General features: G+C 47.2%; 12 protein-coding genes. 6 read left to right on the top strand and 6 right to left on the bottom strand.

The annotated features are described in order from the left end of the window. Window positions 1-112: 112 nt before the first annotated feature. Genes DNK57_RS05605 through DNK57_RS05590 form a run of 4 tightly spaced genes read left to right on the top strand, consistent with a single transcriptional unit; the run spans window position 113 to window position 3,113 of the window. Window positions 113-904 (top strand): ATP-binding protein, encoded by a 792-nt coding sequence (locus DNK57_RS05605; protein WP_192962037.1) that lies wholly within the window; start codon window positions 113-115, stop codon window positions 902-904. Between the two features lies 1 nt (window position 905). Further along, the gene (locus DNK57_RS05600) at window positions 906-1,178 is read left to right on the top strand and encodes a KEOPS complex subunit Pcc1 (protein WP_192962036.1); all 273 of its coding nucleotides are present in this window, start codon (window positions 906-908) and stop codon (window positions 1,176-1,178) included. Window positions 1,179-1,209: 31 nt separating this feature from the next. Further along, complete coding sequence (gene serS / locus DNK57_RS05595; RefSeq protein ID WP_192962307.1) at window positions 1,210-2,751, top strand: serine--tRNA ligase; 1,542 nt, start codon at window positions 1,210-1,212, stop codon at window positions 2,749-2,751. 14 nt (window positions 2,752-2,765) lie between these two features. Then, complete coding sequence (locus DNK57_RS05590) at window positions 2,766-3,113, top strand: B-box zinc finger protein (RefSeq protein WP_048175698.1); 348 nt, start codon at window positions 2,766-2,768, stop codon at window positions 3,111-3,113. A gap of 28 nt (window positions 3,114-3,141) precedes the next feature. On the opposite strand, the gene DNK57_RS09110 is transcribed toward DNK57_RS05590, so the two are convergent. The 5 genes from DNK57_RS09110 to DNK57_RS05575 form a co-directional block, all read right to left on the bottom strand. After that, window positions 3,142-3,336: a sensor histidine kinase gene (locus tag DNK57_RS09110; RefSeq protein WP_052457365.1), complete on the bottom strand. Its 195-nt coding sequence runs from the start codon at window positions 3,334-3,336 to the stop codon at window positions 3,142-3,144. 94 nt (window positions 3,337-3,430) lie between these two features. Next, complete coding sequence (locus tag DNK57_RS09105) at window positions 3,431-3,679, bottom strand: histidine kinase dimerization/phosphoacceptor domain -containing protein (protein WP_320056881.1); 249 nt, start codon at window positions 3,677-3,679, stop codon at window positions 3,431-3,433. Window positions 3,680-3,755: 76 nt separating this feature from the next. Beyond that, on the bottom strand, window positions 3,756-4,022 hold the full coding sequence (locus DNK57_RS09100; RefSeq protein WP_264291557.1) for a PAS domain-containing protein: 267 nt from the start codon (window positions 4,020-4,022) through the stop codon (window positions 3,756-3,758). 328 nt (window positions 4,023-4,350) lie between these two features. Then, window positions 4,351-5,100, bottom strand: coding sequence for a peptidylprolyl isomerase (locus DNK57_RS05580; protein WP_048175699.1), 750 nt, complete (start codon window positions 5,098-5,100; stop codon window positions 4,351-4,353). Further along, on the bottom strand, window positions 5,091-6,188 hold the full coding sequence (locus DNK57_RS05575) for a nucleotidyltransferase family protein (RefSeq protein ID WP_048175700.1): 1,098 nt from the start codon (window positions 6,186-6,188) through the stop codon (window positions 5,091-5,093). The genes DNK57_RS05580 and DNK57_RS05575 overlap by 10 nt, the downstream gene beginning before the upstream one ends. A 59-nt stretch (window positions 6,189-6,247) precedes the next feature. Here DNK57_RS05575 and pyrC point away from each other — a divergent pair, with 59 nt between their 5' ends. Further along, complete coding sequence (pyrC, locus tag DNK57_RS05570) at window positions 6,248-7,543, top strand: dihydroorotase (RefSeq protein WP_192962035.1); 1,296 nt, start codon at window positions 6,248-6,250, stop codon at window positions 7,541-7,543. 47 nt (window positions 7,544-7,590) lie between these two features. On the opposite strand, the gene DNK57_RS05565 is transcribed toward pyrC, so the two are convergent. Continuing rightward, entirely contained in the window at window positions 7,591-15,690 is an 8,100-nt protein-coding gene (locus DNK57_RS05565) for a DUF11 domain-containing protein (RefSeq protein ID WP_192962034.1), read from the bottom strand. Between the two features lie 586 nt (window positions 15,691-16,276). On the opposite strand from DNK57_RS05565, the gene DNK57_RS05560 reads away from it, so the two are divergent. Further along, window positions 16,277-16,456: a CooT family nickel-binding protein gene (locus tag DNK57_RS05560; RefSeq protein WP_048175702.1), complete on the top strand. Its 180-nt coding sequence runs from the start codon at window positions 16,277-16,279 to the stop codon at window positions 16,454-16,456. The last annotated feature ends 18 nt before the right edge of the window (window positions 16,457-16,474 follow it).

Genomic DNA, 16,474 nt, shown 5'->3' with positions numbered 1-16,474 from the left:
GTAACCATTAATAAATATTGTCTTGGACAGCAAAGAGTTAATAGATTTAACCTGAATATAAGGATACATATAATTAGCAGGGATGGTTTTTAAAAGTTTCCATGGTGTCATCATGAAGATAGCCATAACAGGTAAGGGTGGGGTCGGCAAGACAACCATAGCCGGAACCCTGGCCTGCATATTCTCAGAGAACTTCCATGTCTTCGCCATAGACGCTGACCCTGATATGAACCTGGCATCCAGCATAGGGATAAGCGGGGACATGGAGCCTATATCAAGGATGAAGGATGTTATAAGGGAGAGGACAGGTGCTGAGCCGGGCTCATCCTTCGGTGAGGTCTTCAAGCTAAACCCGAGAATAAGTGACCTCCCGGATTCCCTGTCAATCGAGCATCCCCTCCGCCCCGGCCTCAGGGTCATGGTTATGGGTACCGTTGAACATGGAGGTGAAGGATGCGTCTGCCCGGCCTCGGTGCTCCTCAAGGCCCTCCTGAGGCACCTGATACTCAGGAAGGATGAGATGGTTATACTGGACATGGAGGCCGGGATAGAGCACCTCGGAAGGAGGACCGCTGAATCCGTGGACCTCATGCTGGTTGTGGTGGAGCCCGGCCTAAAATCACTTGAAACCGCTGAAAGGATAAAGAAGCTGGCAGGAGACATTGGAGTGCAGAGGATAATGGCCATAATAAACAAGGTCTCAGATATCCATGAGGAGGAATTCATGAGAGAGAGACTCTCATCCCTTAACCTGGAGGTCCTTGGATCGGTGCCAAGGGACGAAAAGGTTATAGAGGCAGACATGAGGGGGGAGCCCCTGATGATGTACCCGGATTCAGAGGCACTGAGGGCCATAAGGAGCATATCAGAGAGGATACTCTCCCTCCACATGGGGGTGGAATGAAATGAAACAGGAAGTAAATCCCTCTGACAGACAGAGAAATAAGATCAGGATATCCATAACAATAACAGCAGAATACGAATCCCGGGAGGAGGCCGAGATCATAAAAAGGGCCCTTGAACCGGATAACAGATCATTTGTTGAATCTGAGATTCAGGGCTCAGAGGTCAGGTTCACCACAGAGGCGGACTCCATTGGCACCGCCCTCAACACTGCGGACGACCTTATATTCTCTGAAATGGTGGTTGAGAAGATGATGAAAGCTGATGATGATTGAATGACTCTAAATGAAGATGAACGGTGATCAGATGAAATTCAAACTCAAGGGAATAATAAAACTCAGTAAAGATGTTCAGGGTATAGAAGATGAGCTGGAGAAATTCTTCAATGAAGCAGAAACAGACATCCTGCGCAGGGGAGTTCCGGAGGGCCAGGAACATGAAGCAACCCATATAAAATCCTGGAAACTTGAAGGTGACACCCTACACATTGAGATGGAATCAGGTAGACGGGTCAGGGCCCATGATGGCCTCCTCAGGCTCAAGAAACCCCTTGGGCAGCTGCTCGGGCCAAGGTACAGGGTGGGTGTTAGGGGGATATCAGTCACCGATTACACCATGGAAATGGAGGCCCCAGGGGTATCAGAGATACCTGGACTGGCTGAACTGCCCTTCGTGGAGGACGCTAAAGTCTCAGATGGCACCATAAGAGTTAAATTCCAGCCACTCGATGAATCAGACCTGAGAAAACACGTTGTTGACCGTGTGGTGAAGCACGCCAGGACCCTTGTTGAATCATCAGAGGACCTCACCGTCCAGGTGACAAGGGCAACACCTGGTGAGATAATCGCAAGAAGCAAAAAGAGGGAGTTCCTCTTTGATGGTGACCCCACAGAGGAGGCCATGCGCCTTGGGTGGGTTAAGAAGTTCCCTGGAAGGGGGCAGTGGTTCTACGGTCCAAAGATAACCGCCCTCCACCGGGCACTGGAGGACTTCCTCATTGAAAGGATTGTGAAGCCCCTGGGATTTGTTGAGTGCCTCTTCCCCAAACTCATACCCCTCGACATCATGAATCGGATGAGATACCTTGAGGGCCTTCCTGAGGGTATGTACTACTGCAGCGCCCCGAGCAGGGACCCTGAGACCTTTGAGGAGTTCAAAAATGAGCTCATCATAAACAGGGAAGTGCCCATGGATCTGCTTAAGAGGGGAATAAAGGACCCCGGTTATGTTATAGCCCCTGCCCAGTGCGAACCCTTCTACCAGTTCCTCTCACATGAGGTCGTGGGTGCTGATGACCTCCCAATAAAGTTCTTTGACAGAAGCGGCTGGACCTACAGGTGGGAGGCAGGGGGTGCCAAGGGCCTTGACAGGGTCCATGAATTCCAGAGGATAGAGCTTGTATGGCTCGCCGAACCAGGAGAGACAGAGGATATCCGTGATAGGACAGTTGAACTATCACATGATGCCGCCGATGAACTGGAACTCGAATGGTACACAGAGGTGGGTGATGACCCCTTCTACCTGGAGGGCCGGAAGGTTGAGGAGAGGGGGATAGAGTTCCCTGATGTTCCAAAGTATGAGATGAGGCTCTCACTCCCTGGCCGGGAGAAGGGGGTTGCAGTTGTATCTGCCAACGTCCATGGTACACACTTCATTGAGGGATTCTCAATAAGGGAGGCCCGTAACCATAACATCTGGACCGGATGTACCGGGATAGGACTTTCCAGGTGGATATACGGTTTCCTGGCCCAGAAGGGCTTTGAAACAGATAACTGGCCAGAATTCATAGGGGAACGTGTTGAAGGAGTTGAGAACCCCAGAATCATAACCTGGCCACGCCAGGAGTGAAGGAGGGTGATCCATTGAACTGCGATAAGCACCCTGAACGTGAGGGTGTGGCCTCATGTATAATCTGCGGGAGGATACTCTGCGAGGAGTGCCGCCTTAAACTTGCCGGCAGGAATTACTGCCAGAGCTGCGCAGATAAACTGTTCCAGGAAAGATCTGGAGAAACCGTGAAAGGGAAGGGGATGGGTCTGGGGGCTAAAATCCTCATAGCCCTCCTCATAATCCTCGCTGTCCTTGCAGTGGTATCCTACCTGATCTACACGGTATACCTTGCACCATACTATGGCAGCGCTGAGAACGTCATGAGGATACTCATGAATGACCCTGAAAGGATAATAAGATTCCTATCAGGTAACATCTAAAACCACTGGAATAGGAGTCAGAAAAGTCTCAAACCATACCCTCAAGCCTCTCCGGATACTTAAGCTCCCTGAACTCAACCGTAAAGGTTGTCCAGTCATTTGAGTGGTAGTCAATACTCCCCTCCAGCTGGCCCACCAGATTCTTAACAAGCTCAAGCCCGATACCCCCTGATTCTTCAATGCTGAAATTATCAGGGAGCCCCCTCCCATTATCAGCCACCACCAGGAGGAATCCATCATCAAGGGCCTCAAGGGAATTTTGATGGTTCCACCATCGGTAAAGGCATGCCTGAGGCTGTTGGATACAAGTTCGCCCACTATGAAGCCCAGGGGGCGGCAGTCTCAATATTGAATTCCACATCAGGCACATCAACCTCAAATTCAGCGGCTGATTGATACATGTCACGGAGGTAGCCTGTGAGGCCTGAGACATGGGACGCGAAGCTGATACTGCTGGAATCGGGGCTGGATAGAAGCATCTCATGGATCACTGCAATGGACTTTATCCTCAGCTGAAGACTCCTCATGATCTCAGCGTGCTCCCGGCTCATTTTGGAGGACTGGATGTTTATCAGACTGGATATTACCTGCAGGTTATTCTTGACACAGTGATGGAGTTCTGCAAGGAGCGTTCTGTTGGCCTCAAGGGGCCTCCTCTGAATTCTTTATATCGGTGAGGTCCTCGAAGATTCCAAGGAATCCGCCCTCGATTCTGGCGATGACCACACGGAGCCACCTTCCCTCCATCCTTACCACGAATTCCCTGTCAGGGCCTGGTTCGAGGTCCGGGTGGATATCACCAATCAGCATGGCATCCAGGGAATCACCATGGACCCGCCCCATGGCAGGGTTGGATTCAAGTATTCTGCCAGAGGTGTCCATGAGGACCACTCCCACAGGGAGTTCCATGAAGAGTGAGCGGAACTTATGCTCGCTGATCCTCAGTGCCCTCTCCTTATCAGTGAGGGATCTGAGGTATAACCTGAGGAGAAAGTAGAGAAGTAAAGACGTTAAAATTATGAAGAGTGAACCCTTGATAATCGAGATATCCGCAATAAATGAGGGGTTGAAAAATCAGATAATCAGAGGATAGAATCCAGATTATGCTGAAGAGGCATAGTAGAGTGCTATCCTAAGTGCATCTCCTTCTGGATCCATGTATTGAGTCATGTTTGTGGAAATATAATAAAGTTGGTGACTCTGAGTAGGTCAAAAACAGATTAGAGGTATGAGGGAATTACTCCTCCCCCGCATCCTCAACATCTTCCTCTTCCTCGGGTTCCATGTCCCTCTTTTCGAAGACATCTGCGAATTCGACCTTCTCAACACCCTCGATGTTCTCCCAGATGTCACGGGCTATCCTGAACCTTGCAAGGGTCACGTCCATGTAGGACCTGTTATCGAAGCGGGTCATCTCATCCATATGTATTATAACCTTCCCGTCCTCTATTTTAACCTCTGTCTTGTCTATGTCCATGTTCTGGGAGGGGTAGTGGAGCTGGATCATGCTCTTCACCTTTTCAGCATCATCGGTGATTATCTCCTTAACCTTTAAATCGTATTCAAGGGTTTTCCCTGCCAGTTCATGGTTGAAGTCGACCCTCACACGGCCGCCTGAAACGTTGAGGACCCTGCCCTCATGTCCCTCAACTGTGAGTGTCATTCCAGGGTATGGCTTTATGCCCTGCCTTTTGAACTCGCCCATTGGTATGAGCTGGACAAGTTTGGGGTCCCTGTTACCGAAGGCATCCTCGGGTTCAATCTCAACGTGTTTCTCCTCGCCTTCCTCCATTCCGATTACAGCCTCATCGAGTCCCTTTATGAGGTGTCCGCCGCCAACAACAACGGGTATGGGGCCGAATATCTTCTTTATGCCGAGCCCTGCTTCCCTGGCAACCTCCTCGTATGTTGTGTCAAAGACCTCACCGGTCTCCTTGACCTTACCTGTGAACTCTATTTTTATAAAGTCTCCTTTATTCACTGCCATATCTCTAGCCTCCTGTGTGGTATTCTATCTTTAAATTCTTTCAGGATCTGTTTATCCTTAAATCCAAGAATTCGAATTACTGATGGATAATTTTCTATATATTTATGGACCGGTCCCTTATGAATCTTTGCCTCAAGGACAGAGAGTATGCGCTGCCTGTGGTGTCTGCTGAAGGATGATGGTATGGCCTCCTCAACCTCCCTGAGTGTCGTGTAGGGTCTTCCCCTGATGATGGCGGATGCTGTGACCTCATCGATGAGGTTAAGGTCCATTAGTTCGTCCAGGCCGGTTTCACTGGCGTTTCTGATTATCTCATCCTCAAGGCGCATCTCATGGAGGGGTGCCCTTCCAGCTTCAATCTCTTCCCTGAGGACTTCAAGGGTCTCCTCGGGTAACATGCCCGATACCCTCTGAAGGTCCCCATCAGAGACCGCCCTCCGTATCTCGGTACCGCTCACACCACCTATCCTCTCCACGAATATGAACTTCCCCCTGAAGTCAAAACCAGTCTTACCCATGGCCCTTGAGAGTGATGTGATGACATAGTTGTCCTCCTCGAGGGGACCCTCCATGACTGTTTCTCCTGTCTCAAGGTCCACGATCCTGTGGGGCCTCGGGACAACCCTGTGCCCCCCATTTATCCTCCTTAACACCTCATCAAATCCTGGTGTGGGCCGGTAGCCCCTGGGTATCCAGTCGGCGTCCAGGGCCCTGAACATCCCTGCAAGGCACAGTGAGTACTGTCCTGACCCCATAACACCCATGGGTGGACCTTCTACGGCTATGTCTGCACCTGCACGTATGGCTATTGCTGCCCTCGCCTCCCTGGTCATTATGTAGGGCAAACCCCTCCCGTTACGTTCAAGGGGGCCGGGTATCACTGCAACGAAGATTCCTCCAGGCACCCTCCTCTTTGCCTCCATCATGCAGTGCCTGTGTCCCATGTGGAAGGGAGAATACTCTGTAAAGTCTGCTATGATTTCAGGTTCAGTAGCGTGGTCACCGTACTCAGGCAGTGCCTCCGCGTCGTTCTTAATTATCTGAATGTCCCTTTCCATGATGTTCCTCAGAAAGGATTCCGATGGCATAATATTAATCTTGCTGGGAGATAAATAAGGTTACTTCTAGATGAATGGATGGTGTCGGAATGTTTGATCTTTCACTTGAGAACTGCAGGGTTAACAGGGACCTCACCGTGAATATAGGGGTGGATGATGGGAAGATAGTGCAGATATCCCGTGGAAGGATTGATGCTTCAGAGAGGATTGACCTGAAGGGCTACTTCGTGCTCCCAGGACTCATCGACTCCCACGTGCATTTCAGGGACCCTGGACTGAAGTACAAGGAGGACTTCAGGACTGGTTCAATGGCGGCTGCCCATGGAGGCTTTGCCACAGTCCTTGAAATGCCAAACACGGTTCCCCCGACAGATAATGCTGCTGAATTCCAGAGGAAGATAAGGATTGGTGAAAGGAAGAGTGCTGTTGATTTTGGGCTACACGCCGGTTTCAGAAGTGTTTCAGACGTGAAAGATATCCTCAAGTTCATGCCGGCCTCCTTCAAGGTATTCATGGACCTCACAGGGATCAGTGCAGTTGACGGGCTCTTCAGAGAGCTTAAGAATCTATCATCCCCGGTGCCGGTCACCGTGCACTGCGAGAACAGGGATGTGATCATGGAATCCATGAAGGAGTTAAAGGATAGGAGTGATCCCTCCGCCTATGCCCTTGCAAGACCTCCCCTTGCAGAGGAGGTCTCTGTGGCCGAGGTTCTGGCATTATCCATTCACCATGAACACCCTGTGCACATCTGTCATCTGAGCACAGTGAAGGCCCTTCAGCTTGTTGAACCCTTCAGGGAGTACGTGACATGTGAGGTCACACCACACCACCTTCTGCTTGATTCAGGGGCCTTTAGAAGATTTGGGACAATGGTGAAAACAAATCCGCCCCTGAGGCCGCCTGAGAGCCGGGTTTATCCTGAATTCCTTGATAGGATCAATGCCATCGGAACCGATCATGCCCCCCACGGTATCGAGGAAAAGAGGAAGGGTGTCTGGGACGCGCCGCCAGGGATCCCCAACCTTGAGGTTGTACTTAAACTGTTGCTCACCCTCGTCTCCGAGGGGAGGATGTCCCTTTCCACCATACGAAGGATGCTTGCAGAGGAGCCTGCAAGAATCTTCGGTTTGAGGTCCAAGGGGAGGATAAGTGAGGGCATGGATGCCGATTTTACCATAGTTGATCTTAAAGGAACTGGCAGGATCAGGTCAGATGAGTTCTATAGTAAGGCCCACTACACCCCCTTTGAGGGTTTCAGTTACACAGGCACACCAGTCATGACCATCGTCAGGGGCAGGGTTGTCATGAGAGATGGGGAAGTGTTTGAGGGTAATGGAAGGTATGTCCCCTCAGAACATGGAAAAGGTTCTGTCAAAGACTGAAAAGGAAAAATTTGAACTTAAAAAAATTTGAATGGGGTATAAACCCCCTATCCATTTCTTTTAAAGTATCCTGCTGCAACAAGGAGTATTCCCAACACCAGCAAAGCCAGTGGTGCTCCTGTTGGTTTCATCGGCACCTTGCCTGGTGAAGGTCCTGGACCCGGTGAGGGTTCTGTGACCTCAATTTCGACCTCTGTTGTGTTGTTACCTGTGCTTGATGAGCCTGAGCTCACCGTTGCCACGTTGATGAATGTGCCGCGCCTTATCATCTGGGCCACTATTTCAAGGACCGCTGTTGAACCCGCTGGCAGGTCACCTATCATCCAGACGCCGGTTACCGGGTTGTATGAACCAACCGTAGCACTGGATGAAACATACCTCATTGAATCGGGTAGCCTGTCAACGACTGTCGTGTTGAGTGCAGTGTCAGGGCCACTGTTTATCACTGTTAATGTGAATTTAACGTTCTGTCCAACACGCACGGCCCTCCTATCAGCCTTCTTAGTTATGTTAAGCTCGGCCCGTGGATTAACTTTCAAAGTCACATTAGCCACATTGTTAGAGGAATCCTGATCATGCGTACTGCTTGAAACATTCGCCACATTCACTATGGTGACATTGCTTCCAGTGACCCTTGCTATGATGTCAAGGGTTGCTATGGCACCACTTGCAAGGTCTCCGACGCTCCAGACCCCATTATCGTATGTTCCCTGCGAAGCAGAGTAACCTAAAAGTTCCAGGCCACTTGGCAGCTGATCCGTCACATTAACTCCTGTTGCATTGTCAGGCCCAAGATTCCTTACGGTTAAGGTGAACTTAACAGTATCCAAGTAGTCGACAGTTGTCTGATTAGCTGTCTTGTTTATGGCAAGATCTGCTGCAGCTGGAACATTTATTGTCACATTAGCCACGTTATTCGCCACATCCTGATCATGCGTACTGCTTGAAACATTCGCCACATTCACTATGGTGACATTGCTTCCAGTGACCCTTGCTATGATGTCAAGGGTTGCTATGGCACCACTTGCAAGGTCTCCGACGCTCCAGACCCCATTATCGTATGTTCCCTGCGAAGCAGAGTAACCTAAAAGTTCCAGGCCACTTGGCAGCTGATCCGTCACATTAACTCCTGTTGCATTGTCAGGCCCAAGATTCCTTACGGTTAAGGTGAACTTAACAGTATCCAAGTAGTCGACAGTTGTCTGATTAACCACCTTCACAATTCCAAGATCCGCCGCAGGATCCACTAAGATGGATGCACTGTCCCTGTTATTTGACATGTCGGTATCTGTTTCAGCACCTGATACATCAGCCGTATTTATAAATGAACCTGCATTTATTGCCTTAACTGAGATTCTTAGGGTTGCGCTTTCACCCACTCCCAGTGCACCTATATACCATGTTCCATTTGATTCGTTGTATGTCCCCTGGGTGGATGTAGTGGATATAATGGAGAAACCTGCGGGTATTATATCAAAGACTTTTACAGAGGTGGCCGTGTTCGGACCATTATTTATCACTGTTATTGTAAAGTTGAGGTATTCCCCATTGTATAGCCTGTTTTTATCGGCAACCTTTGTAATGGCAAGGTCGGTTGATGGGAGTGAATTCAGAGTTATTATTGCATTGTTATTATCTGGTTGTGGGTCGTGTTGCATTCCGTTTACATTTGCAAGGTTGAAAAGGGTTCCTGTCTGATTAACCCTTGCCACTATTGTCAGCGTTGCATTTTCCAGGTAGCTGAGAGCACCAACACTCCAGACACCACTTGTCGAATTATAGGTTCCCCTTGATGCGTTATGGGTAATGTAAATAAGACCTGGGGAAAGTGCATCAGATACGGTTACGCCTGTCGCATTGCTTGGTCCCAGGTTCTCAACTGTTATCGTGAAGGTTACTGAATCCCCAAAGAGGGGTGTTGAGTTGTTAACCGTCTTTAATACCCTCAGGTCAGCTGATGGTATTGAGTTTATATAAATTGTCGCGTTATTATTTTCCAGGGCAGGGTCATAGTTTTCTGATGTTGCATTTGCAGCGTTTGTTATCAGTCCATCTGAGACAACCCTTGCCACTATTGTCAGCGTTGCATTTTCCAGGTAGCTGAGAGCACCAACACTCCAGACACCACTTGTCGAATTATAGGTTCCCCTTGATGCGTTATGGGTAATGTAAATAAGACCTGGGGAAAGTGCATCAGATACGGTTACGCCTGTCGCATTGCTTGGTCCCAGGTTCTCAACTGTTATCGTGAAGGTTACTGAATCCCCAAAGAGGGGTGTTGAGTTGTTAACCGTCTTTAATACCCTCAGGTCAGCTGATGGTATTGAGTTTATATAAATTGTCGCGTTATTATTTTCCAGGGCAGGGTCATAGTTTTCTGATGTTGCATTTGCAGCGTTTGTTATCAGTCCATCTGAGACAACCCTTGCCACTATTGTCAGCGTTGCATTTTCCAGGTAGCTGAGAGCACCAACACTCCAGACACCACTTGTCGAATTATAGGTTCCCCTTGAGGCTGTGACGGACTGTAATAGAAGACCATGAGGTAGCCTGTCCTCCACCACGACGTTCACTGCACTGTCAGGACCATTATTCCTCACCAGGACAGTGTATGTTATGGTTTCACCATTGTAGGGGCTTGACCTGTCAACTGTTTTTATAACTGCCAGGTCAGATGCCTTTGGTATTTCCAGTGCGAATGAGTTATTGTTGTTTGTGGTGTTCGTGTCTGCTGTGTTGCTTGTAACATTTGCATAATTTATTATAGTCCCTGTTGCGTTGATGCGGACCGTTATGTTCAGAGTGACCATCTCGTATGGGTTAAGGCTTCCTATACTCCATAACCCTGCATTCTGGTCATATATTCCCCTTGAGGTTGTGTGGCTCAGATATTCAACTCCTGCGGGTAGTTTATCCTCCACCACGACGTTCACTGCACTGTCAGGACCATTATTCCTCACCAGGACAGTGTATGTTATGGTTTCACCATAATTTGGTGATTGTCTGGTTGCATTCTTTCTGATTTCGAGGTCTGTTCCAAGTATGTGGGTGTTGGCAACTGCTGTTCCGGTGTAGATCCTTTCCCCGGCTATTTCACCGGGAAGTGATGTGTAGCTAATATTTACTCTGTTTGTGAGGTTTCTTCCTGCGAGGGATGTGTCATTAGCGACAATGGTCGTGAAGATTATGGTGGCGTTATCTCCAAGGTTGATTGCAGAGCCCCTGTATATTACCCTATCTGGCTGTATTACCAGACTCCATCCGGGTGGAATTGACACTGTTTCAGCATAACTCATTCCAGAGGGTATAATATCCTCAACTGTAATATCATAGGCATTTGATGTGCTTGTTGCATTGTGTCCTATCCTGATGATCCATGTGCATGTTTCCCCCAGGTTAAGGTTGGCGGTTCCGGTTTTCTGGATGTCCAGTTTTGGCTCCACTATTTTTACGGATGATGATGAGGATGGACTTGTTATGGTCTCTGTACCATTGTAGTATGTCACGGTTGCATTGTTTACAAGTATTACATTATTTATGTTCTGTGTGATGTTCAGTACCGTTATATTATAATATATGGTGATGGTCCCGGCTACTGTTGCGTTAACTTCTCCGAAGTTTATTGTCCAGGTGTTTCCTGCTCTGACAGGTGTGGGGTCGGGGTACTGTGCCTGGACGGATGGATCAATGAGGTAGGTGAAGTTTGATGCCTCTAAACCAGTAGGTATCATATCCATGACTGTAAGGTTCCCTGTTCTACCTTTGGGGATCCATATTACCATCTTATGTGTCAGGGTGTTTCCTATTGGGCTTTCCTTAAGGCTCGAGTTATCAAGGAATAATTTGTTTATGGAAGGGGGTGTTGAGTTTATTGTTATGGTTGATGTCGCCCTTAGGTTGTTTATTCCACCTTCCCCTGTTCTTTCACCGGTTACGGTTCCTGGATATCCTGGAGTGGTGTCATTGGTTCCTTGGGGTCCAGGGAGACTTGTAGCCCTGACCTCCAGGGTGTTAGGTATGTTTGAACCGAATATGGTGTCTTCCCGCAGGTCTGCCGTTAATGTTATGTTGACACTCTGCCCCTGGAGAAGACGGTCAATGTAGGCCGTTAAATTGTTACCTGTCAGGTTGTAGGTCACGTTTATTGAGGGGTTACTCTTTGTTACTGTGATGTCCCTTATGTTCGTGAACCATGGATCCAGAAGGTCTGTGACATTTAAATCATAAAGTGGAGCTACGTTTGACCCTGCGGTGTTACCTATTGTGAGGGTGAATTTTACTGATCCGCCACCATCTACTACTGTCTGGTTGCTTGTCTTGTTAACGTAGAGGGAGGGTAGTCTCACTGTAAGACCCGGGGCTGTTGATGATGTGTTTAGATTAGTTCCGGCATCGTTCCTGTAATCAAGGTAGGCCGTATTTGATATAGTTCTTCCTGCAGTGTTGTTGCCGTTATTTTTAACTACAACCTGTATTAAGAGCCTTATTGTCTCATTTGAACCTGTTGGATTGTTGTTTGTGATATTTCCAAGGTAGAAAAGCAGCGGGTTTGTCCCGGTTTCTGTTATGCTCTCAAAGTTTCCCAGTCCTGCCTGGGTGAATGTGAATACATCTGAAGTTATGTTTCCACTGCTTCTGCTTATGAGTGATCTTCCTGTTATGTATTCAATGTACCTTGCATCTATGGGGTCCCTTACTGTCACATCAGCTGTTACACCTGCGGGGATTGTTATATCAATCCTGTAGGTTACGACTTCCCCTATGATCACGTTGTTCCCTGTGGAGTCAGGTTCTGATGTTGCATTAACAGTCTTTGATATGGCTGGTGCAACTGTTCTTAATGTTGTTGTGGCATATGTATTATAGACCCTTTTATCTGCATCTGGTGTTGTTGATGGGTCTAATGAATCATATGTTAAATTTACGATGTTGGGGAATGTTGAATTTGATCGGATATTATCATTTAGCACTACACTGAATTCGAAGATAACCGTTTGATTGGCATTTATTGTGCCGCCTCTGTATTCAACTGTACCGTTACTGTAGCTGTATGTGAAACCTGCTGGTGTTGTAACCGCATTTACTGTTGACAGGTTGAATACAGTTGAGTTAAGAACATCACTAACTGTTATGTTATATGCTGGTGATAGACCATTATTGGTAACATTGAAACGTACAGTAACTGTCTGTCTTCCCCTTGCAGGATTTGGTGTTACTGTCTTTGTGATGTTGAGCAGTGGCTGCAGTATACTGAAATCATAAGTGCTGGTTAGAGGGGAACCAGAATTTCCATACCAGTCAAGTTTTACATTATTTGTTCTTGATATTTTTGGGATGTGCGGATTTAAAGAACTGTTTTCAACTGTTAAATTAATATTGATCCTGAATGAATCTGTACTGTTATTGTTATCTGTGAATACTGTTGTTGTGCCATTGAACAGGAAGGTTATGTTATTACCATTTATGGTCACAGCTAAGGGGGGTAAGGTACCATTGAATCCAGCTGTGTCTACCTGGTACCCATCATATCTCAGACCAGGGGGTAATATTTCAGTTACCGTAAGGTTACTGATCTCACCCTCAGGAAGTTTTATGGTGACCTCGAAGGTCCCCTGCTCACCGATGGTGAGGTTGCTGCCAGATGTCCCGGGTTCAGTGCTTGAAATCAGATCCTTCCTTACCTCTGGGGACGCTATGATTACGGTCGCATTATCCTCATATAGTGACTGGTCAGAAACAAAATTTGGGCCTCCAGGTGTCGACGCGTAGTATGTGATTCTGGCCGTGTTGATAAGGGCCTCCCTTGGATTTGCATCGGCAGAGATCCTCGCCGTATATTTTATTATTATTGTGTCATTACCGCCTGGAGCGTTATCCCCGCCAGGAATCATGCCTATTACTATTCCTGTCGTGAAAAGGTCGCCGGTATAGGCCACAGGGTTTCCATCAGCGTCCATTACACTAATAAGTACTGGATAAGTTAATTTGGGGGGCAGGTTGTCCCTCACCGTTAAGTTATATGCGTTCCAGTGCCCTGTGTTCTCTATTATTATATTATATGTTATGATGTCCCCTGCATCTGCACCTGTAAGATCCCCCTTTGGATCTATGGTTCCTGACCCAGTGGTGCCGTTGACCCTCTTATCGAGTGTGAGTTCTGGCTCCTGGGTTAAAATCTGCTGTATCGCGGTATCTGAAAATGATTCGCAGGAGCTGTTATAATAAACAACAGACATCTGATTTGTTAAGTATAACTCATCTGCAAAGGGTTCGTCTGTAGCTGTTACGGTGAACAGGATATGGACTATCCGTTCAGTCTGGTCCGTACTGTTAAATGACCCGTATTTAAATCGGATCATGTTGTTTGATGTGTCTACTTCTATATCAGGTAATCTGCCGAGGTAAGCTGATAAGGTATCATCGGATGCTATTCTCCATTCCCCTGCACCGGGCGGGGTGTCTCCCTGAGATATACTTGTAGTTACCTGATCAGCCCTGAAGAAGGGTACCGGGAGGAAATCAGATACTGTGAAGTTACAGAGGTTTGTTGTTGGTACACTTACCCTTAGTGAAAATGTTACATTATCCCCTGGCCTTACAGGATATGGCGGAGTTATACCCATGTCACCATTTATTGCGTAGATTTCCTTACGGATTGTTGGCAGGTTTATGGTGACACCTGCCCCGCTGCCATCAGCCACCCTGTGATCATTGTGGGTTAGTTTGGCCTCAACATCCACACTGTTGGATGTGGAATCCCCTGATTTGAGGTTAGGATGGCCTGGCGGATAATTTGAGGGGTCCTCATATGCTATGTCAATTACCGTCCTGAATGTTATTGAACCTGTTGTGGCGCCCCGGTTACTGCTCCTGTTGGTATATAGTCCGCCTGTAAGGTTACCGGACAATCCAGAGTTTACCAGCTGATCTGAAACCCTGAATACTATTATCCACTTTCCTGTGGCATTATCGTGATACACATGATAATTCTCCGGGTCAAATGGTATGTTCAGGGTGTTACCTGCTTCTGTTATGACAAGTATCGGTGTGAAGCCTTCGAGGAAGGACTGTCCGTCTCCAACGGTATCGTTTATTATTATGTCCTTTATCTGGAAGTAATCTGATAACTGGAAGTTAATAATGTACTGGAGAATATCTGATGGACGTATATAACCCCCGTTTAGGTCGGTTACTGATTTCTGTATTGCAAGTGATTTGAGGTAAACCGTATAATTAGATGCTGATGATACATCCGTACCGTTATAGGATCCTTTTCCCTGTACATTATTGGTGGCGTTCACATGAGAGCCCGTATTGGGATCAAGGACACTTAATGTGTTATTATCGAATTCTGGAGCATATACCCGGTACTTTATTGTTCTATCAGTGCCCAGTGCACCGGTTACTGAAGTGAAAGCTATTGTAATGTTTCCTCCGGGTATTGCAGTGGATGGCAGGTTGATGTTCTGACCACCCGCATTATCGATCAGCGCCATGAACTGCAGATTAGCCGGCAGGTAATCTGTTATTGTCAGGTTCTGCAGTGTGGCGCCATCTGCCACATCAACATCTATTACAAAGTCAAAGGGATAATTAGGACCGGTGGCTGTCTCATCCTCATGAAGTATGGCCCTTTTATTCACTTTAAGGACGGTGGGTTTTATGCTCGCCTGCTGAGTCTCACCGTATACAGGGGGATCAGTTGATGGGTCGTCGAGGGGGTTATTGCCGAACCTGAATATGGGTCTCGCCGTTATATTTAATGGGGTGCCGAGGCTTGCATTCAGCGCCATTTTCATGTTTGCTGTTATGGTTGCTGGTGGCTGGTCAGGGGCAAAGCTTCCGAAGGGGTACTCGATGATTATCAGGCGATAGCCTGGGTTTCCTGTGGTGGTGTTTCTTGTGAGGGGGTTTAAAAGTTCTCCTGAGGAGGGGAATATTCCTGCATCAACCACATTCACAGGGAAGCCCATGTAATTTGCATTGACGAAGCTTATCTCGGGGGGTAATATGAGCTCAACTATCGGTCCAAATCCGGGTGTTGTGGCATTGTTATCAAAGGTAAGGCTTACCTGAAAGTTCTCATTTATGAATGCCTCTAAGGGCGCTGTTATGGTCACAGCTGGCTGGCCAAGGGTAAAATTCATGTTAATTGTATCTTTACCGGTTTTTATGGATTTAAAAGATTCAAGGTGTCCCGGGAACTTTACAACCACGCTTAAATTCAGATCTTCAGGCACATGAAGAACATAATTACCATCTGCATCTGTTAGATTGGATGCTGAAAAGTTAGAATTATATGCTGTTACATTGGCTCCTGAAATGGTGCCATTACCTTTACAGTCAAAAACTGTTCCATAAATCCTAGTTACTTCTGAAGAATTATCATACGCTACATTTGCCCCTATAAGGGAGAAGAAAACCGACAAAAGTATAATGTTAGTCAGTATCCTTGTGCTTTTATCCATTGATTCCCCTCCAAACGTGTATTGTAATATGTCTTTGTGGGTCCCAATAGATAAATATTGCGTTAAGTAGTCCAGCCATGCTGTGGTGGGGCCCAGGAGCTTTATTAAGACCTTAAGAGTTCAGGGTTCCATGGCGGCTGGAGAGATGGTTACTGTAATCCATGAAAAAGAACATGATTAATAATGAAAAAATTTATATTGTATAAAAATTTATATTGTATAAATAATATACTCTCCAACTCAATATGAAGTGTGGTGAAAGCATATGTGTGAATCAAGCCTCTACTCAGAAGGTGGAGACCTCCTCATGGAGGACGTTATATTCATTGAGGTCCTTGAAGATGGGATCAGGGCAACTGACATACTGGACTCTGTAAAGGAGTTCCAGGGAAAAATAACAAGGATAGACCTTGACAAACACAGAATCTATATTGAAACAGATTAGTGTATTGGAACTGAAAAA

The organism is Methanothermobacter thermautotrophicus, from assembly GCF_014889545.1.
Classification (GTDB): Archaea; Methanobacteriota; Methanobacteria; order Methanobacteriales; family Methanothermobacteraceae; genus Methanothermobacter; species Methanothermobacter thermautotrophicus_A.
This window is presented reverse-complemented; position numbering and strand designations above follow the sequence as displayed.

Excerpts from the sequence above, each read along its gene's own strand:
- DNK57_RS05575 (WP_048175700.1), bottom strand. The coding sequence starts at position 6,188 with ATGCCATCGGAATCCTTTCTGAGGAACATCATGGAAAGGGACATTCAG.
- DNK57_RS05600 (WP_192962036.1), top strand. The coding sequence starts at position 906 with ATGAAACAGGAAGTAAATCCCTCTGACAGACAGAGAAATAAGATCAGG.
- DNK57_RS09100 (WP_264291557.1), bottom strand. The coding sequence starts at position 4,022 with ATGGAACTCCCTGTGGGAGTGGTCCTCATGGACACCTCTGGCAGAATA.
- DNK57_RS05605 (WP_192962037.1), top strand. The coding sequence starts at position 113 with ATGAAGATAGCCATAACAGGTAAGGGTGGGGTCGGCAAGACAACCATA.
- pyrC (WP_192962035.1), top strand. The coding sequence starts at position 6,248 with ATGTTTGATCTTTCACTTGAGAACTGCAGGGTTAACAGGGACCTCACC.
- DNK57_RS05560 (WP_048175702.1), top strand. The coding sequence starts at position 16,277 with ATGTGTGAATCAAGCCTCTACTCAGAAGGTGGAGACCTCCTCATGGAG.
- DNK57_RS05565 (WP_192962034.1), bottom strand. The coding sequence starts at position 15,690 with ATGAATTTTACCCTTGGCCAGCCAGCTGTGACCATAACAGCGCCCTTA.
- DNK57_RS05580 (WP_048175699.1), bottom strand. The coding sequence starts at position 5,100 with ATGGCAGTGAATAAAGGAGACTTTATAAAAATAGAGTTCACAGGTAAG.
- serS (WP_192962307.1), top strand. The coding sequence starts at position 1,210 with ATGAAATTCAAACTCAAGGGAATAATAAAACTCAGTAAAGATGTTCAG.